This is a genomic window from Blastococcus sp. SYSU DS0617 (assembly GCF_054051075.1).
In genome coordinates this window covers 237,475-261,128 of the sequence record NZ_JBJHAO010000002.1, presented here as the reverse complement: position 1 = coordinate 261,128, position 23,654 = coordinate 237,475, and the positions used below count along the sequence as shown (strand labels likewise).

General features: G+C 72.7%; 28 protein-coding genes. 17 read left to right on the top strand and 11 right to left on the bottom strand.

From position 1 onward, the window contains the following. Positions 1 to 7: 7 nt before the first annotated feature. Genes ACI793_RS03910 through ACI793_RS03900 form a run of 3 tightly spaced genes read left to right on the top strand, consistent with a single transcriptional unit; the run spans position 8 to position 2,940 of the window. A complete protein-coding gene (locus ACI793_RS03910; protein ID WP_456605048.1) occupies positions 8 to 616 on the top strand; it encodes a sulfite oxidase-like oxidoreductase in 609 nt (202 codons plus the stop codon). After that, on the top strand, positions 609 to 1,349 hold the full coding sequence (locus tag ACI793_RS03905) for an FAD-binding oxidoreductase (protein WP_456605047.1): 741 nt from the start codon (positions 609 to 611) through the stop codon (positions 1,347 to 1,349). The genes ACI793_RS03910 and ACI793_RS03905 overlap by 8 nt, the downstream gene beginning before the upstream one ends. Positions 1,350 to 1,368: 19 nt before the next feature. Further along, positions 1,369 to 2,940, top strand: a complete 1,572-nt coding sequence (locus ACI793_RS03900; protein ID WP_456605046.1) for a succinic semialdehyde dehydrogenase — start codon at positions 1,369 to 1,371, stop codon at positions 2,938 to 2,940. Positions 2,941 to 2,958: 18 nt separating this feature from the next. Here ACI793_RS03900 and ACI793_RS03895 read toward each other — a convergent pair whose 3' ends face one another. Continuing rightward, positions 2,959 to 3,759, bottom strand: coding sequence for an inositol monophosphatase family protein (locus tag ACI793_RS03895; protein ID WP_456605045.1), 801 nt, complete (start codon positions 3,757 to 3,759; stop codon positions 2,959 to 2,961). Between the two features lie 128 nt (positions 3,760 to 3,887). Between ACI793_RS03895 and ACI793_RS03890 the strand changes: the two genes are divergently transcribed. The 3 genes from ACI793_RS03890 to ACI793_RS03880 are packed head-to-tail and all read left to right on the top strand — an operon-like array spanning position 3,888 to position 6,409. Beyond that, on the top strand, positions 3,888 to 4,712 hold the full coding sequence (locus ACI793_RS03890; protein WP_456605044.1) for a formate/nitrite transporter family protein: 825 nt from the start codon (positions 3,888 to 3,890) through the stop codon (positions 4,710 to 4,712). Positions 4,713 to 4,760: 48 nt separating this feature from the next. Continuing rightward, positions 4,761 to 5,663, top strand: a complete 903-nt coding sequence (locus ACI793_RS03885) for an ABC transporter ATP-binding protein (protein WP_456605043.1) — start codon at positions 4,761 to 4,763, stop codon at positions 5,661 to 5,663. Continuing rightward, positions 5,660 to 6,409 (top strand): hypothetical protein, encoded by a 750-nt coding sequence (locus ACI793_RS03880; RefSeq protein ID WP_456605042.1) that lies wholly within the window; start codon positions 5,660 to 5,662, stop codon positions 6,407 to 6,409. The genes ACI793_RS03885 and ACI793_RS03880 overlap by 4 nt, the downstream gene beginning before the upstream one ends. Here ACI793_RS03880 and ACI793_RS03875 read toward each other — a convergent pair. After that, on the bottom strand, positions 6,406 to 7,599 hold the full coding sequence (locus ACI793_RS03875) for a serine hydrolase domain-containing protein (RefSeq protein WP_456605041.1): 1,194 nt from the start codon (positions 7,597 to 7,599) through the stop codon (positions 6,406 to 6,408). The genes ACI793_RS03880 and ACI793_RS03875 overlap by 4 nt on opposite strands. 77 nt (positions 7,600 to 7,676) lie before the next feature. Beyond that, positions 7,677 to 8,222, bottom strand: coding sequence for a DUF1990 family protein (locus ACI793_RS03870; RefSeq protein WP_456605040.1), 546 nt, complete (start codon positions 8,220 to 8,222; stop codon positions 7,677 to 7,679). Between the two features lie 3 nt (positions 8,223 to 8,225). Between ACI793_RS03870 and ACI793_RS03865 the strand changes: the two genes are divergently transcribed. Genes ACI793_RS03865 through ACI793_RS03850 form a run of 4 tightly spaced genes read left to right on the top strand, consistent with a single transcriptional unit; the run spans position 8,226 to position 10,632 of the window. After that, positions 8,226 to 8,747, top strand: a complete 522-nt coding sequence (locus ACI793_RS03865) for an SAM-dependent methyltransferase (protein ID WP_456605039.1) — start codon at positions 8,226 to 8,228, stop codon at positions 8,745 to 8,747. A gap of 13 nt (positions 8,748 to 8,760) precedes the next feature. Next, a complete protein-coding gene (locus ACI793_RS03860) occupies positions 8,761 to 9,606 on the top strand; it encodes a HipA family kinase (RefSeq protein ID WP_456605038.1) in 846 nt (281 codons plus the stop codon). A 28-nt stretch (positions 9,607 to 9,634) separates the two neighbouring features. Next, positions 9,635 to 10,039 carry a DUF3037 domain-containing protein gene (locus tag ACI793_RS03855; protein WP_456605037.1) on the top strand — a complete coding sequence of 135 codons (405 nt, stop codon included), beginning with the start codon at positions 9,635 to 9,637 and terminating at the stop codon, positions 10,037 to 10,039. Positions 10,040 to 10,041: 2 nt separating this feature from the next. Beyond that, positions 10,042 to 10,632: a DUF3995 domain-containing protein gene (locus ACI793_RS03850; protein WP_456605036.1), complete on the top strand. Its 591-nt coding sequence runs from the start codon at positions 10,042 to 10,044 to the stop codon at positions 10,630 to 10,632. Here the strand turns inward: ACI793_RS03850 and ACI793_RS03845 are convergent, their stop codons facing one another. Then, entirely contained in the window at positions 10,633 to 12,012 is a 1,380-nt protein-coding gene (locus ACI793_RS03845) for a hypothetical protein (protein WP_456605035.1), read from the bottom strand. It abuts the gene before it with no gap. A gap of 255 nt (positions 12,013 to 12,267) precedes the next feature. Here ACI793_RS03845 and ACI793_RS03840 point away from each other — a divergent pair, with 255 nt between their 5' ends. Beyond that, positions 12,268 to 12,651: a VOC family protein gene (locus ACI793_RS03840; protein WP_456605034.1), complete on the top strand. Its 384-nt coding sequence runs from the start codon at positions 12,268 to 12,270 to the stop codon at positions 12,649 to 12,651. Between the two features lie 21 nt (positions 12,652 to 12,672). On the opposite strand, the gene ACI793_RS03835 is transcribed toward ACI793_RS03840, so the two are convergent. From ACI793_RS03835 to ACI793_RS03810, 6 genes are all read right to left on the bottom strand, one after another. Beyond that, entirely contained in the window at positions 12,673 to 12,966 is a 294-nt protein-coding gene (locus ACI793_RS03835; RefSeq protein WP_456605033.1) for a 4a-hydroxytetrahydrobiopterin dehydratase, read from the bottom strand. Between the two features lie 10 nt (positions 12,967 to 12,976). Next, complete coding sequence (locus ACI793_RS03830; RefSeq protein ID WP_456605032.1) at positions 12,977 to 13,687, bottom strand: phosphoadenylyl-sulfate reductase; 711 nt, start codon at positions 13,685 to 13,687, stop codon at positions 12,977 to 12,979. Continuing rightward, on the bottom strand, positions 13,687 to 13,860 hold the full coding sequence (locus tag ACI793_RS03825; RefSeq protein ID WP_456605031.1) for a hypothetical protein: 174 nt from the start codon (positions 13,858 to 13,860) through the stop codon (positions 13,687 to 13,689). Before ACI793_RS03825 ends, ACI793_RS03830 begins: the two co-directional genes overlap by 1 nt. A 73-nt stretch (positions 13,861 to 13,933) precedes the next feature. Further along, positions 13,934 to 15,607 (bottom strand): nitrite/sulfite reductase, encoded by a 1,674-nt coding sequence (locus ACI793_RS03820; RefSeq protein ID WP_456605030.1) that lies wholly within the window; start codon positions 15,605 to 15,607, stop codon positions 13,934 to 13,936. A gap of 105 nt (positions 15,608 to 15,712) precedes the next feature. Next, positions 15,713 to 15,784 carry a putative leader peptide gene (locus tag ACI793_RS03815; RefSeq protein ID WP_396137046.1) on the bottom strand — a complete coding sequence of 24 codons (72 nt, stop codon included), beginning with the start codon at positions 15,782 to 15,784 and terminating at the stop codon, positions 15,713 to 15,715. A 99-nt stretch (positions 15,785 to 15,883) separates the two neighbouring features. Beyond that, positions 15,884 to 16,354 carry an RrF2 family transcriptional regulator gene (locus tag ACI793_RS03810; RefSeq protein ID WP_311345617.1) on the bottom strand — a complete coding sequence of 157 codons (471 nt, stop codon included), beginning with the start codon at positions 16,352 to 16,354 and terminating at the stop codon, positions 15,884 to 15,886. 27 nt (positions 16,355 to 16,381) lie between these two features. Here ACI793_RS03810 and ACI793_RS03805 point away from each other — a divergent pair, with 27 nt between their 5' ends. Further along, on the top strand, positions 16,382 to 17,140 hold the full coding sequence (locus tag ACI793_RS03805) for a (deoxy)nucleoside triphosphate pyrophosphohydrolase (protein WP_456605029.1): 759 nt from the start codon (positions 16,382 to 16,384) through the stop codon (positions 17,138 to 17,140). Positions 17,141 to 17,198: 58 nt separating this feature from the next. Here ACI793_RS03805 and ACI793_RS03800 read toward each other — a convergent pair whose 3' ends face one another. Then, positions 17,199 to 17,369 carry a CsbD family protein gene (locus ACI793_RS03800; protein WP_456605028.1) on the bottom strand — a complete coding sequence of 57 codons (171 nt, stop codon included), beginning with the start codon at positions 17,367 to 17,369 and terminating at the stop codon, positions 17,199 to 17,201. A 382-nt stretch (positions 17,370 to 17,751) separates the two neighbouring features. Here ACI793_RS03800 and ACI793_RS03795 point away from each other — a divergent pair, with 382 nt between their 5' ends. The 5 genes from ACI793_RS03795 to ACI793_RS03775 all read left to right on the top strand — a co-directional run bounded on the left by ACI793_RS03795 (position 17,752) and on the right by ACI793_RS03775 (position 23,611). Beyond that, positions 17,752 to 19,410 (top strand): peptide ABC transporter substrate-binding protein, encoded by a 1,659-nt coding sequence (locus tag ACI793_RS03795; RefSeq protein WP_456605027.1) that lies wholly within the window; start codon positions 17,752 to 17,754, stop codon positions 19,408 to 19,410. Positions 19,411 to 19,608: 198 nt separating this feature from the next. Beyond that, positions 19,609 to 20,532: an ABC transporter permease gene (locus tag ACI793_RS03790; protein ID WP_456605026.1), complete on the top strand. Its 924-nt coding sequence runs from the start codon at positions 19,609 to 19,611 to the stop codon at positions 20,530 to 20,532. Beyond that, complete coding sequence (locus ACI793_RS03785; protein WP_456605025.1) at positions 20,525 to 21,478, top strand: ABC transporter permease; 954 nt, start codon at positions 20,525 to 20,527, stop codon at positions 21,476 to 21,478. The genes ACI793_RS03790 and ACI793_RS03785 overlap by 8 nt, the downstream gene beginning before the upstream one ends. Then, positions 21,475 to 22,542 carry an ABC transporter ATP-binding protein gene (locus ACI793_RS03780; RefSeq protein WP_456605024.1) on the top strand — a complete coding sequence of 356 codons (1,068 nt, stop codon included), beginning with the start codon at positions 21,475 to 21,477 and terminating at the stop codon, positions 22,540 to 22,542. Before ACI793_RS03785 ends, ACI793_RS03780 begins: the two co-directional genes overlap by 4 nt. Continuing rightward, positions 22,523 to 23,611, top strand: a complete 1,089-nt coding sequence (locus tag ACI793_RS03775; protein WP_456605023.1) for an ABC transporter ATP-binding protein — start codon at positions 22,523 to 22,525, stop codon at positions 23,609 to 23,611. The genes ACI793_RS03780 and ACI793_RS03775 overlap by 20 nt, the downstream gene beginning before the upstream one ends. The last annotated feature ends 43 nt before the right edge of the window (positions 23,612 to 23,654 follow it).

The window sequence follows — 23,654 nt, the reverse complement described above, 5'->3', positions numbered from 1 at the left end:
TGACGGCATGCCTGGACCCACCCGCGGCTTCCTGGGCCGCCGCCGCGACAGCGATGCCCGCCTGCCACCCGGTCAGTACGACGCCGGGTCCGACTGGCCGGTGCTCACGGCCGAGCCCACGCCGCGCATCGCGCCGGAGACGTGGTCCATCACCGTGGACGGCGCGGTCGAGGCGCCCACGACGTGGGACTGGGACCAGGCGCACGCGCTGCCCCGGTCGGAGTACCGGGGAGACATCCACTGCGTGACGACCTGGTCGAAGTTCGGCACCTGGTTCGCCGGTGTCAGCGTCGACGTCCTGCTCGAGGCCGCGCGCCCGACCGCCGGGGCGCGGTTCGTCATGGCGACGTCGAAGACCGGGTACACGACGAACCTGCCGCTGGAGCACATCAGCGGCGGCAAGGCGTGGATCGTCTGGGAGTACGACGGGAAGCCGCTGCCGGTCGAGCACGGCGGGCCGGTCCGGCTGCTGGTCCCGCACCTGTACTTCTGGAAGAGCGCCAAGTGGATCAGCAAGCTCACGCTGCTCCAGCGCGACCAGCCCGGCTTCTGGGAGCAGAACGGCTACCACGACCTGGGCGATCCCTGGCGCCAGCAGCGGTACCAGGGTGACTGAGGACGCCGGCCTGCTGGGTGCCGGCGTCCCCTCGGCGCCGGCGGGCGGCTGGCGGACGGCGACGGTCGCGGGCGTGCGGCGCCCGATCCAGCGCTCGGTCGAGCTGCGGCTGGACGTGCACGACCGCGTGGACCACCTGCCCGGCCAGCACTACGTCGTGCGGCTGACCGCCGAGGACGGCTACACCGCTCAGCGCTCGTACTCGGTCGCGTCGGCCCCCGGCGACCCGCTGGTCGAGTTGTTCGTCGAGCGGCTGGACGACGGCGAGGTGTCGACCCACCTCGCCGACGTCGTCGAGCCCGGCGACGAGCTGGAGGTGCGCGGGCCGATCGGGGGCTGGTTCGTGTGGGACGGCGAGACCCCCGCGCTGCTGGTCGCCGGCGGCTCCGGCGTCGTCCCGTTCGTGTCGATGCTGCGGCACGCCCGCGCGATCGGGCGCGAGGACCTGCTGCGCATCGCCGTCTCCGTGCGCGCCCTGGCCCAGCTGCCCTACGCCGACGAGCTGGCCGCGGCCGGTGCGCTGATCGCCCTCACCCGCGAGCAGCACGGCATCCGCCCGCCCGGCCGCCTGGGCGCCGAGGAGCTGCTCCCGCTGTGGGAGCCCGACCAGACCGTCTACGTGTGCGGCTCGGCGTCGTTCGCCGAGGCGGCCACCCAGCTGCTGGTGGCATCGGGCCGGCCGGCGTCGTCGATCCGGGTGGAGCGCTTCGGCCCCAGCGGCGGGGCGGCCTGACCTGCGGCATCGTGACGGCATGACGACGACCGCCCCGCATCCGTCCCCGGCCCTCGACCCGGAACTGGTGTCCCGCCTGTCCGCGCTGGTCACCGCAGCACCCGGGCGCCCACGGCAGGCGTCGCACGCACCGTTCACCGGTGCGCTCATCGGTGAGGTGCCCACCTGCACCGCCGAGGACGTCGCGGAGGCGCAGCGCCGGGCACGGGCGGCGCAGGTGGCGTGGGCCGCGCGTCCCCTGGCGGAGCGGCGGGCGGTCATGCTCCGGTACCACGACCTCGTCCTGGAGCGGCAGGAGCAGATCCTCGACATCACGCAGGCCGAGACCGGCAAGAACCGGGTCGCCGCCTTCGAGGAGCTGGCCGACGTCGCCATGACCGCGCGGTACTACGCGAACACCGCCGCCAAGCACCTCCGCCCGACCCGCAGGCAGGGCGCGCTGCCGGTGCTGACCCGCACCGTCGAACACCACCACCCCAAGGGCCTGGTCGGCGTCATCAGCCCGTGGAACTACCCGCTGACCCTCGCGGTGTCCGACGCCATCCCCGCGCTGCTGGCCGGCAACGGCATCGTGCTCAAGCCCGACGCCCAGACGCCGTTCACCGCGCTGATCGCCGTAGAGCTGCTCTACGAGGCCGGTCTGCCCCGCGACCTGCTGCAGGTGGTCACCGGCGCGGGCAAGGTGCTCGGGACGCCGCTGATCGAGGGCGTGGAGTACCTGATGTTCACCGGCTCCACCGCGACCGGCCGGATCGTCGCCGAGCAGTGCGCACGCCGGCTGATCGGCTTCTCCGCCGAGCTCGGTGGCAAGAACCCGATGATCGTGCTGGCCGACGCCGACCTGGACAAGGCGGTCGAGGGCGCGATCCGGGCCTGCTTCTCCAACTCCGGCCAGCTGTGCATCAGCGTCGAGCGGATGTACGTCGAGGACGCGATCTACGACCGGTTCGTGCCCGCGTTCGCCGAGCGGGTGGGGAAGATGGCGCTGGGCGCGGGGCTGGACTGGGACGCCGACATGGGCTCGCTGGTCAGCTCCGACCAGCTCGACGTCGTCACCCGGCACGTCGACGACGCCGTCGCCAAGGGCGCGCGCGTGCTGGCCGGCGGCAGGCCGAGGCCGGACCTGGGCCCGCTGTTCTACGAGCCGACGGTGCTCGAGGGCGTGACCGACGGGATGGAGCTGGCCCGGAACGAGACCTTCGGGCCGGTGGTCGCGGTGACGCGGGTCGCCGACGCCGAGGAGGCGGTGCGCCGGGCCAACGACACCGACTACGGCCTCAACGCCAGCATCTGGACCAGCCCGCGGCGCGGAGCCGAGCTGGCGACCCGCGTGCAGGCCGGCACCGTCAACGTCAACGAGGGCTATGCCGCGGCCTGGGCCTCCCACGACGCACCGATGGGGGGCATGAAGGACTCCGGGGTGGGCCGGCGGCACGGCCGCGAAGGGATCCTCAAGTACACGGAGTCGCAGACCGTCGCCGTCCAGCGGGGGATGCCGATCGGCCCGATGCCCGGGCAGCCGCTGGAGAAGTACGCGTCGGTGATGACCACCGGCCTCAAGCTGCTGAAGCGGGTGCCCTTCCTCAAGTGAGGCCGGGGGCGTGCGGCGTCAGCGGTCCCGGCGGCGGAGCGCGGCGAAGTCGCGCCCGTGCGGGAGCCCGGCGACCAGTTCCAGCAGCGCGTCGTGCAGCCGGCCGTTGGTGGCCAGCACGGAGCCGTCGCCGCGCAGCACGTCGCGCCCCGAGAGGTCGGTGACCCGGCCACCGGCCTCACCGACGAGCAGGGGGAGGACGGCGAGGTCCTCGTAGCCCATCGGGGCGCCGGCGATCACCAGTGCGTCGGCGAGCCCGGTGGCGAGGTCGACGTCGCCCTTGGTCCAGGGCTGGAGGTAGAGCTCGCGGTGCAGCGTGAGGAGCAGCTCCTCCGACCACGCCAGCGGGTTGAGCATCTCGACCACGGCGCCGCGCAGCCGCACGTGGTCGTTGACCCGCACCTGGCGTACCGGCCGGCCGGCCAGCGCGTGCCAGCACCCCAGCCCCCGGCCGGCGTAGAGGACCTCGTCGCTCATCGGGTAGCCGGCCACCGCGACGACCGGCCCCTCGGCGTCCTCGACCGACAGCAGCACGTTGAACGTCGGCACCCGCTGGGCGAAGAGGCTGGTGCCGTTGATCGGGTCGAGCACCCAGCGGCGGCCGTCGGTGCCGGCCGAGATCTCCGACTCCTTCCCCAGCACCGCGTCGTCGGGGTACCGGGCGGCGATGCGGGTGCGCAGCAGCCGCTCCACCTCCACCTCGACCGGGATGGCACCGCCGGCCGCGGTGCGCGGGCTCGCGACGGAGAACCACCGGGCCGCCAGGCCGCCGGCCTCCTCGACCAGCTCCACGGCGTACTCGAGCAGGTCGCGGTCCACGGTCGCTGATCCTGCTGGTTCGCGGGTCCGGGGGCGAGCCGACGTGTCAGGCCGGGCCCGCCCCGGGTAGTGCCGCGCGAGCAGCGGCGCGCGGTTCCCGGCCCGGTGTCCGATGCGAAGGAGATGGCGTGGACGAGCAGGACCGGAAGCGTGCCGAGCTCGGCGAGAGCGACGCCCCGGCCGAGGACGAGATCGCCCAGGCGTTCGACAAGATCGTCAGCGAGGGGGCGCAGCGCCTGCACCGCCGGTGGCGGGAGGTGCTGGCCACCGGGCTGGCAGGTGGGCTCGAGGTGGCCGTGGGGGTGCTGGCCCTGCTGGCGGTCCTGGCGGCGACGGGCAGCGAACTGCTGGCGGGCCTCGCGTTCAGCATCGGCTTCATCGCGCTGATGCTGGGCCGCAGCGAGCTGTTCACCGAGGGCTTCCTGGTCCCCGTCACCGCCGTCTTCGCCCGTCGGGCGAGCGGCGCGCAACTGGCCAAGCTGTGGGCCGGGACGCTGGTGGCCAACCTCGTCGGGGGCTGGCTGGTGATGTGGCTGGTCGTACAGGGCTTCCCCGACCTGACCAGCACCGCGGTCGAGTCGGCAGTCCACTTCGTCGAGGCGCCGCTGAACCTGCAGTCGGTCTGCCTGGCCTTCCTGGGCGGCAGCGTCATCACGCTGATGACCCGGATGCAGCACGGCGCCCACTCCGAGGGCGGGAAGATCGTCGCCTCCGTCATCGGCGGCTTCCTGCTCGCCGGGCTGCAGTTGTTCCACTCGATCCTGGACTCGCTGCTCATCTTCGGTGCCCTGCACGCCGGCGCCCCCTTCGGCTACGGCGACTGGCTGGCCTGGTTCTGGTACACGGCCCTGCTGAACATGGCCGGGGGGCTGCTCGTCGTGACCATGATCCGGCTCGTGCGGAGCAAGGAGCTCATCGAGCGGGAACGGGCGCAGGTGCGTCGGGGGCAGTAGGGGCGCGCCTCTTCCGCCGGAGGCTGCCGGCTGGCCATGCTGTCGCCCGTGATCGAGGTCGTGGCGCTGACCAAGGAGTACCGCTCCCGCGTCGCCGTCTCCGACCTCACCGTCACGATCCATCCGGGCCGCGTCACGGGCTTCCTCGGGCCCAACGGCTCGGGCAAGACGACGACGATGCGCTGCGTCCTGGGGCTCACCCGGCCCACCTCGGGGACGACGCGGGTGCTCGGCCGGCCGTACCGGGAGCTGGCCCACCCGATGCGGCGGGTCGGCGCGCTGATCGACCCGCGGGCCCGTCATCCCGGGCGCACCGCCTACGCCCACCTGCTGGCGCTGGCCCGGAGCAACGCCCTGCCGGCCCACCGGGTGGACGACGTCGTCGAGCTGGTCGGGCTGGACAGCGTCGCCCACGAGCGGGTGCGCGGCTTCTCCCTCGGCATGGGGCAGCGGCTCGGCATCGCGGCCGCGCTGCTCGGCGACCCCGACGTCCTGCTCCTGGACGAGCCGGTCAACGGGCTGGACCCCGAGGGGATCCGCTGGGTGCGCGAGCTGCTGCGCGACCTCGCCGACGAGGGCCGCACCGTGCTGGTCTCCAGTCACCTGATGAGCGAGATGGAGGACACCGCCGACCACCTGGTGGTGCTCGGGCGGGGCCGGCTGCTGGCCGACGTCCCGATGCAGGACCTCCTGGGCGCGCACTCCGCCGTCCGGGTGCGCAGCCCGCAGGCGCCGGTGCTCGCCGCGGCGCTGCAGCGCGCCGGCGCCACCATCGAGCTGCAGATCGACGGCTCGCTGCGAGTGGAGGGCCTGGACACCGACCAGGTGGGCGACGTCGCCTTCCTCTCCGGCGTCCGGGTGCACGAGCTGACCCGGGTGACCGCCTCGCTGGAGGCCGCCTACCTCGGCCTCACCGGCGACGAGGTCGAGTACCGGGCGGCCGCCCCGTGAGCCGGGGCGTCCCGTTCTCGGCGGTGCTGCGCAGCGAGTGGACCAAGCTGTGGTCGGTGCGCTCCACCGGGTGGGCCACGGCGGTGTTCGTGCTCGCCGTCGGTGCCGCCGGGGCGCTGGCCGCCGCGGGGACCGACACCGCGGACCGGCCCGAGACCGCCGTCCAGACGGCGCTGATCGGTTTCGGGTTCGGTCAGCTGGCCCTGCTGGTGGTCGGGGTGCTCGCCGTCACCGCGGAGTTCGCCTCGGGCAGCGCGGTCAGCACGCTCACCGCCGTCCCCCGGCGCACCCGGCTGCTCCTGGCCAAGACGGTCGCCGTCGCCGCGTGGTGCCTGCTGCTCGGCGTCGTGCTCGCCGCCGGCTGCTTCCTGGCCGCCCGCACGCTCACCGCCGTCCCCGGTGGCGTCGCGCCCACCGATCCGGCCGTACTGCGCACCCTCGGCCTGCAGGTGGTGGCCACGGCGCTGGTCGGCGTGCTCGGCGTGGCCCTCGGTGCGGTGCTGCGGTCCACGGCCGGCGCCGTCATGGTGGGGACGGCGCTGGTGCTCGTCCTGCCGCCCGTGCTCGCGCTGTCCGGTCCGCGGTGGGCCGAGCGGCTGTCGCAGGCGCTGCCCATGCTGCGGGTGGGGCAGGACGCCTTCTTCTCGGTGCCGACGAGCTGGCCGGTGGGGATGGGCGTCGTGGCGGCCTGGGCCGTCGGGGCCTGGGTCGTGGGCGCCGTGCTGCTGGAACGCCGGGACGTCTAGCGCGGACGACCAGCGCCGACGTCCAGCGCCGACGTCTGACGCCGCCCGAAGGCGACCGCCCGGAACGCGTCGAACAGCGGCGGCGGGGTGGGGGAGGACCACATCTGGTTGGTCAGCAGCACCGCCGACACCCCCGTGCGCGGATCGGTCCACCACGAGCTGCCCAGCCCGCCGTCCCAGCCGTAGGAGCCGGCCGAGCGCCCGCCGGGCTCGTCGGTGCGGCGCACGCCCAGCCCCAGGCCCCAGCCGCCGCCCTCGTCGTCCACCGGGCCGACCTGCCCGGTCAGCATCTCGGCCACGGTGGCCTCCCGGAGGACCGGCCGGCCGTCCGGTGCCCGCCCACCCCGCCGCAGCATCGCGGCGACGGCCGCCAGGTCGTCGACCGTGGAGACCAGCCCGTCGCCGCCGTCGGGGAAGGCGGGGGGCCGGCTCCACTGCCCGTCGGGCGGGTCGAAGCACTCCCGCCGGCCGTGCTCGTCCGGCGGCGTCCAGTGCGGACCCAGCCGGTCCCGCGCGGAGGGGGGCACGCCGAAGCCCGTGTCCGACAGGCCCAGCGGCTCCAGGACCCGCTCGGCGAGCACCTCCGGCAGCGGCCGGCCGGCCGCCCGGGCCACCAGGACGCCCAGGACCGAGCCCCCGAGGTGGTACAGCCAGCGCTCGCCCGGCTGGTACGCCAGCGGCACCGTGGCCACCCGGCGCAGCCACTCGTCCGGCGGCGGTGCGGCCTGCGGCTGCGGCGGGCCGGCCGGCAGACCGGTGGCCGCCAGTGCGGCCACGGTCGGGGTCGGCCAGGGAGCGGTGAAGTCCATCCCGAGTCCCAGCCGGAAGGTCAGGACGTCCCGCACGGTGATCGGCCGGCGGGCCGGCACGGTGCCGGCCGACGCGTCGGCCGGGTCGGCCAGCACCACCCGGCCGGCCAGCTCGGGCAGGTGCGGGTCCACCGGGCCGTCGAGGTCGAGGAGACCGGCGTCGACGAGGGCCAGGGCCGCGACGGCGACCACCGGCTTGGTGGTGGAGGAGAGCCGGAAGACGGCGTCGGGGCGCACCGCGTCGTCCCCGCCGGGGGTGTGCGTGCCCGCGGCACCCACGGCGACCTCGTCGCCGCGGTCCACCCGCCAGGCCGCCCCGGGCACCTGCCCGTCGGCCACCGCTGTGGCGACCACCGCCTCGACGTCCGCTGCCAGCCCCATGCGTCTGCTCCCTGCCCCGGTGGATGTGCAGTACCGACCAGCCGGCGGTCCTGGACTCATCGGTGGCCGCGGCGGGGTCAGCCGCGGGCCGCGCTGGCGATCGCGGCCAGGTACCGCTGCGTCCCCAGCCGCTGCAGCGCCAGGCTCAGCGGCCCGGCCAGCCGGGCCGCGGGGGAGGCGAGGCGGAAGAACACCCGGATCTCGTAGACGACGTCGCCGTCGGGCAGCAGACGCACGGTGAAGCGCTCCTCGCCGCTCTCCGGGTGCCCGGCCAGGGTGCCGTAGGAGAACCCGCGCTCGTCGCCCCCGGTCTGCGACCAGACCACCCGGCAGGGCAGGTCGTAGCCGAGGCGGAGAACGCCCGCGGTGAGGACGACGACGGTGCCGGGCCGCTGCGCCGGACCGTCGGCGCGCACCCGGAACCCGATGCTGCGCTGGGCGCGCCAGTCGAACACGGCCGCGACCGCGCGCTCGAAGTCCGCCCGGCCTGAGCCGACGACCCGCGAGTGGACGGCCGAGCGGTAGCCACCGGGGAACGCCGCCGCACCCGTGCCGCCGACCTCGGCGTAGTTGAACGGCGCGTCGGCCAGGGCCGCGGGATCGGTCGCGCGCAGGAGTCCCACGTCGTGCAGTCTCGCCCCGCCCGGGACCGGGCGCCCGGCTGGCAGGCTGCCGGCATGGAGATGATCCCGATCGGCCGCGTCGCCTCTCCCCGTACCGAGCCGCTGGACGACGACTGGGACACCGTGACGGCGACGATCACGCTCGATGCCGACCGGTTCACCGCCGATGTCCTCGAGGGCCTGTCGGAGTTCTCGCACGTGGAGGTGGTGTTCGTCTTCGATCGGGTGGACCCGGCCGGGGTGGAACTGCGGGCACGGCACCCGCGGAACAACCCGGACTGGCCGCGGGTCGGCATCTTCGCCCAGCGCGCGAAGGGCCGGCCCAACCGGATCGGGGTCAGCGTGTGCCGGCTGCTCGGGGTCGAGGGGCTGACGCTGACGGTGCACGCGCTGGACGCGATCGACGGCACGCCGGTCCTCGACGTGAAGCCGTACCTGGCCGAGTTCGCACCGCGCGGCGAGGTCCGGCAGCCGGCTTGGTCGCACGAGTTGATGTCGGGGTACTGGCGGTCCGCCGACCGGTAGGGTCGCCCGCACTGTGCTCGCCGCCGTCACCGCCACCCGCTACGTCACCCCGCTGCGCGAGGGTGGCTCGCTGCCGGGGCTCATGGAGGCCGACGACCTCGGCACCTACGTGGTGAAGTGGCGGGCGGCCGGGCAGGGCGTCAACGTGCTCGTCGCCGAGGTGGTCTGCGGCGAGCTGGCCCGCGCGCTGGGGCTGCCGGTGCCTGCGCTGGTGACCGTGGACGTCGCGCCGGAGCTCGCCGTGGGGGAGCCGGATGTCGAGGTGCAGGAGCTGCTGCAGCGCTCCGCCGGCACGAACCTCGGCCTGGACTACCTGCCCGGGGCGCTGGACTTCGAGGCCGGCGCCGACGGTGTCGACGGCGGGCTCGCCGGGCGGGTGCTGTGGTTCGACGCGCTGATCGGCAACGTCGACCGCTCCTGGCGGAACCCGAACATGCTCTTCTGGCACGACCGGCTGCAGCTGATCGACCACGGCGCCGCGCTGACCTTCCACCACCACTGGCCGGGTGCGGCTGCCGCGGTGGCCCGGCCCTACGACTCGTCGGCGCACGCGCTGATCGAGTGCGCGCCCGACGTGCCCGCCGCCGACGCCGCGCTGGCTCCACTGGTCACCCGCGAGCTGCTCACCGGCGTGCTGGCGCAGGTGCCCGGCGAGTGGCTGCAGGGCGAGCCGCCCGAGGAGCTGCGGGTGCGCTACGTCGAGCAGCTGCTGGCCCGGCTGGCCGCCCGCGACGCCTGGCTGCCCGGGCTGGTCGCGGCCGCCGAGGCCGGGGGAGGGGGCCGGCGCCGGACGCCGCGGGGGGAGAACCGCCCGTCGTGGCTGGGCCCGCCGCCGCCGGAAGGGGTCACCCAGCGATGAGGGGCGAACCGCTGCGATGGGCACGGCGATGAGCGCGACGACACCCAGGGAGACCTTCGAGTACGCGGTGCTGCGGGTCGTGCCGCGCGTCGACCGCGGGGAGTTCCACAACGCCGGCGTCCTCGTCTACTGCCGCCAGCGCGATTACCTCGGCTCGCGGGTGCACCTCGACCCCGAGCGGCTGCGCGCGCTGGACCCGACGGCCGACGCCGCCGCGATCGGCCGGGCGCTGCAGGCGGCGGCGGACGTGTGCGCCGCCGATCCGGGCGCGGGTGCGGCCGGCCGCGAGGCGCTCGGCTCGCGGTTCCGCTGGCTGACCGCGCCGCGCAGCACCGTCATCCAGCCCGGGCCGGTGCACACCGGGCTCACCGCCGACCCCGATGCCGAGGCCGACCGGCTGTTCCGACTGCTGGTGCTGCCCGTCGAGGGCTGACGGTGTCCCGCCGGGCGCAGCTCCGCACCGGGGCCTACGCGGCCGCCCTGCTGGCGGGCCTGTCGGCGATGGTCACCCTCCACTGGACCGCCGGCGGGACCTGGCTGCTCGACACCGTCGGCGGGGCCATGGAGGACCTCGCCCGCCGGGCGGACGCCGCCGCGGTGGCGGTCGGTCTCGCGGTCGTGGTCCTCAAGCTGGCCGGGTGCGCCCTGGCGCTGGCGCTGGTCCGGCCCTGGGGCCGCCGGCTGCCCGCGGGCGCCCTCGAACGGACCGCGCTCGCGGCCGGCGTCCTGCTGACCCTCTACGGAGGGGCGCTCGTCGCGGTCGGAGCCCTCGCGCTGGCCGGTGTCTTCGGGACGGTGGCCGATCCGACGGCGTTGCGGTGGCACGTCCTCTTCTGGGACCCGTGGTTCCTGCTGTGGGGGGCGGCGCTGGTGCTCGCCGCGTCGGCCCGGCGTCGGCTGCGTGCCGAGACGGCCGCGCGTGGTCCGGCTCCTCCGCCACGTCGGCGATCGCGGCGCCGGCCCCGGAAGCGCGACCGCGCCTCCCCGCCGGGAGCGGGGAGGCGCGGTGCTACCGGGGGACGGTGATCACTTCAGCGTGAACGTGATCGTCGTGGCGTTGCCGAGCACGTCGTAGGCGACCAGCGTGTTCTCGCCCCTGACGGCACCGAAGGTGCCGGGCTTGACGAAGTTGACGTCGGACCAGGCGTTGTTGCTGAGGTCCTTGACGGTGCCGTTGATCTCGACCCTGTCGACCTTCGCGGCGTCGTGGAGCTTGAAGCTGATCCGGTTGTAGCCGCGGCGGGTCTCGACCGTGTAGCGCGCGCCCTCCTTGACGGTCACCCGGGGTCCGGTGCCGTCCAGCGTGAACGTCATGGTCTCGGTGTTGCCCGCGACGTCGTACACGACGATCGTGTTCTTGCCCTCGACGGCGCCGAAGACGCCGGGCTTGACGAAGTTGACGTCGGACCAGGCGTTGTTGCTGAGGTCCTTGACGGTGCCGTTGATCTCGACCTTGTCGATCTTGCCGGCGTCGTAGAGCTTGAACGAGACGACGCCGAAGACGTCGCCGCTGCGGGTGGTGAAGCCCGCCCCTTCCTTCACGGTGATCGTCGGGCGGGTCGTGTCCGGGATCTTCTCGAGCGTGACGGTGAACCTCGGGTTGGAGAAGTACGACGCGGCCGCGGTGGTGTCCATCCAGTAGGCGCCGTCGCGCTCGGTGACCGCGATGGCGCCGCCGTCGGCAGCGGTCACCGAAGCCACGCGGTAGCCGGCGGGAGCGGCGATGCGGACACCGATCTCGTCGGGGATGTGCCGGATGGAGCCGTAGCCGGTCTGCTGGAACGCCTCGTACCTGCCCTCGCCCCCGCTGAACTGGTACTCGGTGGCCGGGTACCACGTGTCGCCGGAACCGAACTCGACCGAGGTGAGCCCGCTGGCGACGGTCCCGTCGGCGTACCGGACGTCGGCAACGGCGCGCAGCGCCGTCATGCCGACGAGACGCTGCTCGCCGTCCGCGTCGACCGTGAGGGAGAGCTCGCCGGACGCCGCGCCCTGGTAGCTCACGATGGGCAGGCGCTCGATGTCGTCGGCGCTGGCCGCGCCGGTGGCGTCGAAGAACACCTCGTTCGCCGGGTTGTTGGGCGCGGTGAGGTAGACCGTCGCCGCGCCGACGGGGATGTTCTCGAACACGTAGTCGCCGTCGGCGTTCGCGCTCGCCCAGTAGCGCTTCCCGTCCGACGCGACGAGCCACCCGGTGTAGCTGGTCCTCTTGCTGTCGGTGGTGCCGTCGCGGGCGGTCTTCGACGGGTCGAAGATGCCGTCCGCGTAACGGTCGTCGAACCGGGTGATGGTGACGGTGCCGGTGTTCGGGTCGCTGTCCTCGGCTGCCATCGCCGGCAGCGGCGCGGCGACGATCGCCACGGCGACGCCGGTCGCTGCGATGCCGTAATTGGAGACAGGTCGCATGGAGTGCTCCCAAGGTCGGGGTGCCAGGGGGATAGGCGCGGGGCCCGCTCGGAAGCTAGCCAGGCGGCGGGAGCGGTCGTCAGGGCTTCGCGGCGATGTTCACGAGTTCGCCGTCGCCCGTTCCGTGCCTCGCTCTGCGGGTGTCGGGAAGGCGAACCGACCGCGTCCTGTCCGGTCGGTCGCCGACGCATCGTCCCTGGTCAGAGGACCGGCTGCCGGGGCGGTCCTGTCGGTGGGGCCCGGTAGACCGGCGGCATGACGATCTACGCGGTGGCCGTGAGCGCGCACGACCTCGGGCGCGCCCGCGCCTTCTACGAACCGCTCGGCTTCCGGTTCCCCGCGTCCACTTCCGACGACCCGCACCCGGAGGCACAGGACGACTCCGGCGTGCGGCTGATGATCGACGACGCGGACGTCATGACCGACCTCTACGGCGAGCCACCCCGGCCCGGCACGGTCGCCGGCTTCGCGATGAAGGCGGGGTCGCCGGAGGACGTCGACCGGACGGTGGAGCGGGTCGCCGCCGCAGGGCACGCCGTCGTGACACAGCCCTACGACGCGCCGTGGGGGCAGCGCTACGCCACGGTGGCCGATCCGGACGGCTACCGGGTCGACGTGTTCTGCCCGCTCGCGGGCTGAGCGTGGCGCGGTCCGGTGCGCTCAGCCGGGGAGCAGGGCGTCGATCCGGCGGGCGAGCTCGAGGTCCAGCTCGGTCACGCCGCCCTCGGAGTGGCTGACCAGCGCGAGGTGCAGGGTGCGCCAGCGCAGGTCGACGTCGGGGTGGTGGTCCATCTCCTCGGCCACGTCGGCGATCGCGACGATGGCCGCGACGGCGTCCCGGAAGCTCGGCAGTTCGACGGTGCGGCGCAGCCCGCCGGCGTCCCCGGACCACAGGGGGAGGCCGGCGAGCGCGGCGGTGACGGCGTCGGGGGAGAGCCGGGGAGGTCGCGGCATGCCGGTCAGCTCAGGTGTGCAGGCCGCACTCGGTCTTCGTGGAGCCCGCCCAGCGGCCGGCGCGGGGGTCCTCGCCGGGGGCCACCGGCCGGGTGCAGGGCGCGCAGCCGATCGAGCCGTAGCCCAGCTCGAACAGCGGGTTGACCGGTACCTGGTGCTCGGCGATGTAGGCGTCGACGTGGCCTTGCGTCCACGCGGCGATGGGGTTGACCTTCACCATGCCGCGCTTGGCGTCCCAGTCCACCAGCTTCGTGTCCGCACGGGTGGCGGACTCGTCGCGACGGACACCCGACCCCCAGGCGGCGTAGCCCGAGAGGGTCTTGGCCAGCGGCTCCACCTTGCGCATGGAGCAGCACAGATCGGGGTCGCGCTCGTAGAGCTTGGGGCCGAAGGAGAGCTCCTGCTCCGCGGGGGTCTGCGGGGCGGTGACGTTGACCAGGGTCACGGGCAGCACGCCGGTGATCCAGTCGCGGGTGCCGATCGTCTCGGCGAAGTGGAAGCCGGTGTCCAGGAAGATCACGTGCACCCCTGGGATCGCGCGGCTGGCGAGGTGCGCGAGCAGACCGTCGGCCATGGACGAGGTGATCGCGAACTGGTCGCCGAAGGTCTCACCGGCCCACTGCAGGGCGGCCAGCGCCTGCTCGACCGGGTCGGCGATCCGTGCGAAGCGGGCGTCGGCCTCGGCGGCAAGTTCCGGCGTCGCTGCGATGGCGGTCGTCATCAGTGCTGCACTCCCGTTGCGATCAGGCGGACGGAGAACGCCCGGAGGCAGGCGCTGCAACGCCAGCCGTCGGCCGATTCACCTTCGTAGGGGGTGAGGTCCTCGTCCCCGCAGTACGGGCAGTGGAACACCGGCAGCTGCCGGGTCCTTCCCGCGCCCGCCTCCTCGGTCACGGAGCCGCCTCGCTGGCGCTCGTCGGATCCGTGACCGGCGGTGCTGTGCGCTTCGGTGACCTCGCAAGCTCGGTCACAGGAGCCAGTCCTCCTCGGCGCGCGAGACGTAGTGGGCGAAGGACTCACCGGGCGTGCGGCGGTCCAGGAAGCCGCGCAGCACCCGCTCGCAGTAGTCGGCCGTCTCGGCCTTGGTCACCTTGTGGCCGCGGAACTTCCGGCCGAAGGTCGCCTCGACGCCGAGGTGGCCGCCCAGGTGCACCTGGAAGCCTTCGACCATCTCGCCGCTGTCGTCGCGGACCATCGAGCCCTTGAACCCGATGTCGGCGGTCTGGAAGCGGGCGCAGCTGTTCGGGCAGCCGTTGACGTTGATGCCGATGGGCACGTCGAACTCCGGCAGCCGCCGCTCCAGCTCGGCGTAGAGGTCCTGGGCGTGCTGCTTGGTCTCGACGATCGCCAGCTTGCAGAACTCCAGGCCGGTGCAGGCCATGGTGCCGCGGCGGAAGGCGCTGGGGCGCACCTGCAGGTCGTGCTCGGCGAGGGCGGCGACCAGTGCCTCCACCCTCTCGTCCGGGACGTCGAGGATGACCAGCTTCTGCTGCGTCGTCGTCCGGATGCGGCCCTGGCCGTACTCGTCGGCCAGGTTCGCGATCGTGGTCAGGAGCGACCCGGTGATCCGCCCGGTGCGCAGCGCGAAGCCGACGGCGTTGAGGCCGTCCTTCTGCCGGCTCACGCCGACGTGGTCACGCTGGTCGTGCTTGGCCGGCGCCGGAGCGGGGCCGTCGGGCAGGGCGGCGTGCAGGTACTCGTCCTGCAGCACCTGGCGGAACTTCTCCGGGCCCCAGTCGGCCATGAGGAACTTGATGCGGGCCCGGTTGCGCTGCCGGCGGTAGCCGTAGTCACGGAAGACGCTGGTGCACGCGGCCCAGACCTCGGTCACCTGGTCGGGGCGGACGAAGACGCCGACCCGCTGGGCGAACATCGGGTTGGTGGAGAGGCCGCCGCCGACCCAGAGGTCGTAGCCGGCCTCGCCGGCCTCGTTCACGACGCCGACGAAGGAGACGTCGTCGATCTCGGGCTCGGTGCAGTGGTCGACGCAGCCCGACATCGACGTCTTCCACTTGCGCGGGAGGTTGCTGAACTCCGGGTTGCCGACGTACTTCTCGACGGTCGCAGCGATCACGTCGGTGGCGTCGAGGACCTCGTCCTCGAGGATCCCGGCCAGCGGGCAGCCGAGCATGACGCGCGGCACGTCGCCGCAGGCCTCCATGGTGCTGAGGCCGACCGACTCGAGCCGCCGCCAGATCTCGGGCACGTCCTCGATGCGGATCCAGTGGTACTGCACGTTCTGCCGGTCGGTGACGTCGGCGACGTCGCGGCCGAAGTCGGTGCTGATGCCGCCGATGACCCGCAGGGCGTCGCTGGTGAGCTGCCCGCCGTCGATGCGGGCCCGCATCATGAAGTACTTGTCCTCGAGCTCCTCGGGCTCCAGCACGGCGGTCTTGCCGCCGGGGATGCCCTGGGCGCGCTGGGTGTAGAGGCCCATCCAGCGCATCCGGCCGCGCAGGTCACCGGGGTCGATGCCGTCGAAGCCGGTCTTGGAGTAGATGTCGATGATCCGCTGGCGTACCTCGAGGCCGTCGGAGTCCTTCTTCATCCGCTCGTTCGGGTTGAGCGGCTCCCGGTAGCCCAGAGCCCACTGGCCCTCGCCGCGCTTGGGGCGGTTGCTCGTGCGGGTGGGGGTCGTCACGTCTCGGTACTTCTTCCTGCGCCTTCCCCGGTACGGCAGCAGCCGCGGATCGGGAGGGCGCTGCCGGGTCGATGCGCAGTGGATGCTGCGCGGGAGGGGCCTGGGTCAGCGCGAGGCGTGACAGGCGGCGCTGGAGACGCGCGCGAGATCGATGTGCAGCCGGGCAACGAGGAGCACGCCGCGACCGGTCACAGGTCGATGGTGCCACAGCTCACCGGGGGCGGTGGCGTGGAGCGGCTCACACCGCGGGAGCGAGGACCACCCGGAGGACGGCGGTCAACTGCGGAATGAGCGCCAGGCCTCGTCGATCGCGACCAGTTCGGCGGCGTGCTCGGGGAGCCGACCGCTGACGACGTCGGCGACGGTCACCCCCTCCAGGACCCGGCGGTAGGCCTCGCGTGCCGCCACCCACACCGGCGCGAGGGTGGCGGCCGCGCCGGGGTAGGTCACGTCCTCGGGGCGCTGACCGTGCACCTCGGCGAGGAAGCCCTGCTCGATCCGCATGATCCGCGCGATGGAGATCTCCGAGGCCGGCAGCGCCAGCCGGTATCCGCCGTCCCGCCCTCGCTGGCTGGTGACCAGCCGGGCCCGCTGCAGGTCGGTGAGGATCGCCTGGAGGAAACGGCTCGGGATGCCCTGGGCGGTGGCGATGGCGTCCGCGGTCATCGAGTCGGGCGCGACCGCGGCGAGCTCGACGACTGCTCGGATGGCGTAGTCGACCCGGGCGTTGATGCGCACGGAGGCCATCCTGCCGTGGTCTGGAACAGTGGCCGTGTGTTCCGGCTGCGTTTCACCACCTTGGTGGAGGCGCCGCTGACGGTGGCTTTCGACGTCGCCCGCACCCTGGGACACCCGGGGCCGGCGCCGCTGACGGAGGTCGAGTCCGAGCGCCCGTACTCCGACGTCCACGTCGCGAAGCCCGCGTCGGGGAGACGCTGGGTGACCCACGCGCGCCGGTTCACCGCCACCCCCGAGGGCACGCGGGTCGACGAGCGCATCGAGGGCGGCACCGGCCTGCCCGGTCCGCTGGGTGCGACGGCCGACCGGCTGCTGCGCCGACGGCTCGAGCGGGCCATGCGGGCCCATCTGGACGCCTATGCGGCGGCCGCCCGGGCGCGCGCGCAGGGCGTCGTGCAGGTGGTCGGGGCCGCGCTCGTCGACGGCGACCGGGTGCTGGTGGCCCAGCGCTCGGGTGGCCCGCACGACGGCTGCTGGGAGTTTCCCGGGGGGAAGGTGGATCCCGGCGAGTCCGACCTGGCGGCGCTCGTGCGCGAGTGCGCCGAGGAGCTGGGCGTGCTCGTGGCGCCCGGAGCCTTCCTCGGGGAGGTGCCGCTCGACGGCGTGGTCGCCGGTGGACCGCGCGGGGCCTCGACGATGCGGGTGTGGTCGGCGCGGATCGTGTCGGGGGAGCCGGTCGCGCGCGAGCACGCCGAGCTCCGGTGGGTGGGTGCCGGCGAGCTGGACGGCATCGACTGGATCGCCGCCGATCGCCCTCTGCTCCCCGCCGTGCGGGAGCTCCTCACCCGCGGCTGAACGCGACGGAGGCCGCACCCCGGTCGGGGCGCGGCCTCCGTCGCGGTCGTCGGCGGGCTTACTTGAAGGCGTCCTTGACCTTCTCGCCGGCCTGCTTGAGGTTGCTCTTCGACTGGTCCTTCTTGCCGGCGGCCTGGAGGTCCTTGTCGTCGGTCGCGTTGCCGAGCGCCTCCTTGGCCTTGCCGCCGAACTCCTCGATCTTGTTGTTCGTCTTGTCGTCGTTGCTCATCAGCTCGCCCCTCCGTCGATGCGTCCCGGCCCTCCACTACCCGGCACCACCTGCCGCGACACCTGCGGGGCCAGTGACCCCGGGTGACGTGGCCCGCAAATGGTCCGGACGGACCGCCCGCGCGCCGAAGCGCGTCCGGCCGGTGGAGGCGCTCCACGCACAGCTTCCAGCGTCCGTGAGACACAGGCCGCAGGTCACAAATGGATGACGTCGGTAGCAAGCACCCCCGACGGTGCCTAGCGTTGCTCCCCGTGCACGCCGGGTTCTCCACCCGTACACGTGCGTGTCCGACACACGATCGCCAGGAATCCACGCCTCGCGCGCCGGCCCCTGGCCGACCAGTCCGAGACTCCGCAGCCGCGGAATGAGAGAGGCTCTCCACGTGAAGCTCAACAAGCGCCCCGGTGCGCTCGCCCTGGCCCTGGCCGGCGCGATGCTGCTCTCCGCCTGTGGCGGCGGCGACGACAACGGCTCCGGCTCCGGCTCCGGCTCAGGCGAGGGCGGTGGCTCGTTCAGCCTCGCCATCAACAACCCCGAGAACCCGCTCGTGCCCGGCAACACCACCGAGACCGAGGGTTCGCAGGTCGTCAAGGCCCTGTGGACCGGCCTGGTCCAGTACGCCGAGGACGGCGAGGTCGAGTACACCGGCGTCGCGGAGTCCATCGAGTCCGAGGACAACATCACCTGGACCGTCACGCTGAACGACGGCTGGACCTTCCACGACGGCACCCCGGTGACCGCCCAGTCCTTCGTGGACGCGTGGAACTACACCGCGTACAGCCCGAACGCCCAGGGTGCCTCGTACTTCTTCTCGAACATCGAGGGCTACGACGCGCTCCAGGCCGAGACCGACGACGACGGCAACATCGTCGCCGAGCCCACGGCCACCGAGATGACCGGGCTCGAGGTCCAGGACGACACCACCTTCACCGTCACCCTGACCGACCCGTTCGCCCAGTTCCCGGTGACGGTCGGCTACAACGCGTTCTTCCCGATGTCCGAGGCGTTCCTCGAGGACCCGGAGAACGCCGCGCAGGACACCCCGATCGGCAACGGCCCGTTCCAGGCCGAGGGCCCGTTCGAGGAGGGCGTGGGCATCACGCTGGCCAAGTACGAGGACTACGCCGGCGAGGACGAGGCCCAGGCCGACAGCGTGGATGTCCGCGTCTACTCCGAGATCGCGACCTCCTACCGGGACGTCCAGGGCGGCAACCTCGACGTGGTCAAGGACATCCCCGCCGACGCCATCACCACGGCGCCGTCGGAGTTCGGTGACCGGTTCATCGAGCGGCCCTCGTCCTCGTTCACCTACCTCGGCATGCCGACCTACGTGGAGCGGTACTCGGACCCGCGCGTCCGTCAGGCGATCTCCCTGGCGATCGACCGTGAGGCGATCACGGACGCCATCTTCAACGGCACCTTCACCCCGGCCGACGACGCGATCGCCCCGGTCGTCGACGGGTACCGCGAGGGTGCCTGCGAGTACTGCGAGCTGGACGTCGAGCGGGCCAACCAGCTGCTCGACGAGGCCGGGTTCGACCGCAGCCAGCCCATCGAGCTGTGGTTCAACGCCGGCGCCAGCCACGACGCCTGGGTCGAGGCCGTGGGCAACCAGCTCCGCGAGAACCTGGGCGTGGACTACACCCTGCAGGGCAACCTCGAGTTCGCGCAGTACCTGCCGCTCGCCGACGACCAGGGCTTCACCGGCCCGTTCCGCCTCGGCTGGGCGATGGACTACCCGAGCCCGCAGAACTACCTCGAGCCGCTGTACTCCACCGCGGCGCTGCCGCCGTCGGGCTCGAACACGGCGTTCTACTCGAACCCCGAGTTCGACGAGCTGGTCGACCAGGGCAACCGGGCCGAGAGCAACGAGGAGGCCATCGACTACTACCAGCAGGCCGATGACGTCCTCCTGGAGGACATGCCGATCCTCCCGATGTTCTTCGGGGTCGAGCAGATCGTCCACTCCGACGCCGTGTCCAACGTCGTGATCGACGTCTTCGGTCAGATCGACGTCGCCGGGGTCACCGTCACCGGCTGACGCCACACGGGAGTACCGCTCCACCGCACCAATCCCGCCGCCGGGGCGCTGCCCGAGAGGGCAGCCCCCGGCGGCTTCCGTGAGTCCGCCGACCGCGTCCCCCCGGGTCGCCCCTGGGAACGCCTCCACCGGTGCCGACTGGCAGAGTGACTCGCACGCCGCTCGCCGGAGAGCGGCCGCACAACATCAAGGGGAGACATGGGCCGCTACATCGCGCGCCGGCTGTTGCTCACCATCCCCGTCCTCTTCGGGGCGACGTTCCTCATCTTCGCCATGGTGTACGCCCTGCCCGGCGATCCCATCCGCGCGCTCAGCGGCGACCGTCCGCTCGCGCCCGCGGTGATCGCCCAGTTGCGGGCCGACTTCAACCTCAACGACCCGCTGCTCGTCCAGTACTTCAAGTACGTCGCGGACCTGTTCCAGTTCGACTTCGGCACCGACTTCCGGGGCCGCCCGGTCCTCGACACCATCGAGCAACGGCTCCCGGTGACCGCGAAGCTCACGCTGGTGGCCGTCGTCTTCGAGGTCCTGATCGGCATCGTCGCCGGCGTGCTGGCCGGCATCCGCCGGAACGGCTTCTTCGACAACCTGGTGCTCGTCTCGACGACGCTGGTCGTGTCGGTGCCGATCCTGGTGCTCGGCTTCCTCGCCCAGTACGTGTTCGGCCTCCGGCTGGGCTGGTTCCCCATCGCCGGCATCAACGAGGGCTGGTACAGCTACCTGCTGCCCGGCCTGGTGCTGGCCGCCGGGTCGGTCGCCTACGTGGCCCGCCTGACCCGCACCAGCATGGCCGACAACATGCGTGCCGACTACGTCCGGACGGCGAAGGCGAAGGGCCTGACCCCGCAGACCGTCGTCGTGCGCCACACCCTCCGGAACAGCCTGATCCCGGTGGTGACCTTCATCGGCGCCGACGTCGGGACACTGATGGGCGGGGCCATCGTCACCGAAGGCATCTTCAACATCCCCGGGCTGGGCCGGGCGATCTTCGACGCGATCCTCGCCCAGGAAGGGGCGGTCGTCGTCGGCATCGTGACCCTGCTGGTGTTCTTCTTCATCTTCTTCAACCTGGTCGTGGACATCCTGTACGCCGTCCTCGACCCGAGGATCCGCTATGACTGAGCAGCGTCCGGCGCAGGTGCAACCGGGCCACGACGAGACGGGTGCCGGCACCCTCACCCGGACCGGGGAGGACGCGGCCGCCGGTGGTGACCGGCAGAACTCGCTGTGGAGCGACGCCTGGAAGGCGCTCAAGCGCAACCCCCTGTTCTGGATCGGCTCGGTGCTCATGGTGGTCTTCGTGGCCATGGCACTGGTCCCGCAGCTGTTCGCGCGAGGCGCCGATCCGCGGGCCTGCAGCCTGAGCAACTCGGTCGAGCCCCCGTCGGCGGAGCACTGGTTCGGCTTCGACCAGCAGGGCTGCGACTACCTGGCCAACGTGGTCTACGGGGCGCGCAACTCGCTCGCCATCGGGGTGGTCGCCACCCTGGTGATCCTTCTCCTGGGCGTGGTGGTCGGGGCCCTCGCCGGCTACTACGGCGGGATCGCCGACAGCATCCTGGCCCGCATCGCGGACATCTTCTACGCGCTCCCGCTGATCCTCGGCGCTCTCGTCCTGCTCAGGTCGGCCTTCGACCGGCCCGGGCCGGTCGAGGTCGCGGTCGCGCTGGCGGCGTTCGGCTGGATGACGGCGATGCGCCTGGTCCGGTCCCAGGTGATCGCGGTCAAGAGCAGCGACTACGTGGCCGCCGCCCGCGCCATGGGCGCCTCCGGCCGCCGCATCATGGTGCGGCACATCCTGCCCAACGCGGTTGCGCCGGTGCTCGTCTACACGACGATCACCATCGGTGTGCTGATCGCCGCCGAGGCCACGCTGACCTTCCTCGGGGTCGGCCTGCAGCGACCGGCGATCTCGTGGGGGCTGCAGATCAGCACCGCGCAGAACCTGCTGCAGACCGCACCCCACCTCGTCCTGTTCCCGAGCGCCGTGTTGACCCTCACGGTCATGGCGTTCGTCATGATGGGCGACGCGCTCCGCGACGCCCTGGACCCGAGGCAGCGCTCATGACCCGCTCCGATGTGACGGCCGCCCCAGCCGCTAGGGCGGCCGGCCCGAACGACCCCGTTCTCGAGGTCGACGACCTCTACGTCCAGTTCCGGACCGACTCCGGTCTGGTCCGTGCCGTCAACGGGCTGAGCTACACCGTCCATGCGGGGGAGACCCTGGCGATCCTCGGAGAGTCCGGGTCGGGCAAGTCGGTCTCGGCGCAGGCGATCATGGGCATCCTCGACATGCCGCCGGCCGAGATCACCGAGGGGCGGATCTGGTTCGAGGGGCGCAACCTGCTCGACCTGCCCGCCGAGGAGCAGCGACAGGTCCGCGGCCCGGGCATCTCCATGATCTTCCAGGACGCCCTGTCGTCGCTGAACCCCGTCTACAGCGTCGGCTTCCAGATCGGCGAGATGTTCCGGGCGCACCGGGGCACCTCCCGCAAGGAGGCCAAGAAGCTGGCTGTCGAGCTGATGGAGCGGGTCCGCATCCCGGCCGCGAAGGAGCGGGTCAACGACTACCCGCACCAGTTCTCCGGCGGCATGCGCCAGCGCGTGATGATCGCCATGGCGATCGCCCTCGACCCCAAGATCCTCATCGCGGACGAGCCGACCACGGCGCTGGACGTCACCGTCCAGGCCCAGGTCATGGACCTGCTCAAGGATCTCCAGCGCGAGACCGGGATGGGGCTGGTCCTCATCACCCACGACCTCGGCGTGGTCAACGAGGTCGCCGACAAGGTCGCCGTCATGTACGCGGGGACCTCGGTCGAGACCGGGACGATCGACGGTGTCTTCGAGGGTCCCGCACACCCCTACACCGAGGGCCTGATGGCCTCGGTGCCTCAGGTCGAGACGAAGGGCGGCCGGCTGCGCCCGATCGCCGGGCAGCCACCGAACCTGGCGGCGATCCCCAGCGGCTGCTCGTTCCACCCGCGCTGCTCGCACCGCCGCATCGGTGCCGCCGCCCGACCGGGCGCCGACTGCGCCGTCGACGTGCCGCCGCTGCGAGCGGTCCTCCCCGGCCGCGAGGCGGCCTGTCACTACAGCGAGGAGGTCCTCCGTGGCGAACCCGGACGATGAGGTCGACCGTGCTCTGCAGGCGCCGACGGGCGATGGCGCCTCGGAGCGTGGCGGCTCGACCAGCGAGCCGCTGCTGGAGCTGCGGGGACTGAAAAAGCACTTCCCCCTCACCCAGGGCGTGCTGTTCAAGCGGACCGTCGGGCACGTCCGCGCGGTCGACGGCGTCACCCTGACCCTCGGTCGCGGGGAGACGCTGGGCCTCGTCGGCGAGTCCGGCTGCGGCAAGTCGACGGTGTCGAAGCTGCTCGTGGCGCTCGAGAAGCCCACCGACGGGCAGATCCTCTACAAGGGCCGCGACCTCAGCCGGGCGAGCCGCCGTGAGCTCAAGGCCTACCGCCGCGAGGTCCAGATCATCTTCCAGGACCCGTACGCATCGCTGAACCCGCGCATGACGGTCGGCGACATCGTGGCCGAGGGCTGGTCGGTGCACGCCGACATCGCGCCGCGAAAGGGGCGCCTGCAGCGCACGCAGGAGCTGATGGACCGGGTCGGGCTCAATCCCGACTACGTGAACCGCTACCCGCACCAGTTCTCCGGCGGGCAGCGGCAGCGCATCGGCATCGCCCGCGCCCTGGCCCTGCAGCCCGAGGTCATCGTGTGCGACGAGCCGGTGTCGGCGCTCGACGTCTCGGTGCAGGCGCAGGTGGTCAACCTGCTCGAGGACCTGCAGGACGAGTTCGGGCTCTCCTACCTCTTCATCGCCCACGACCTGTCGGTGGTCCGGCACATCTCCGACCGCGTCGCGGTCATGTACCTGGGCAGCATCGTGGAGGAGGGCACGGACACCGACGTCTACGGGCGGCCGTCGCACCCCTACACCCAGGCGTTGCTCTCCTCGGTCCCGCTGCACGAGCCGCACCTGCGGGGCCAGAAGGACCGGATCATGCTCGAGGGCGACGTCCCGAGCCCGGCCGACCCGCCCTCGGGCTGCCGGTTCCGCACCCGCTGTTGGAAGGCGCAGGACATCTGCGCCACCGAGGCGCCGGCACTGGTCGACCGCGGCCAGGGGCACCCCGTGGCCTGCCACTTCGCCGAGGCGCGCACCGTCGTCCCGGTCGACGTCGACTGACCGCCGCTGGGATCAGGTGACCTGATCCCGGCGCGTCCTCCCT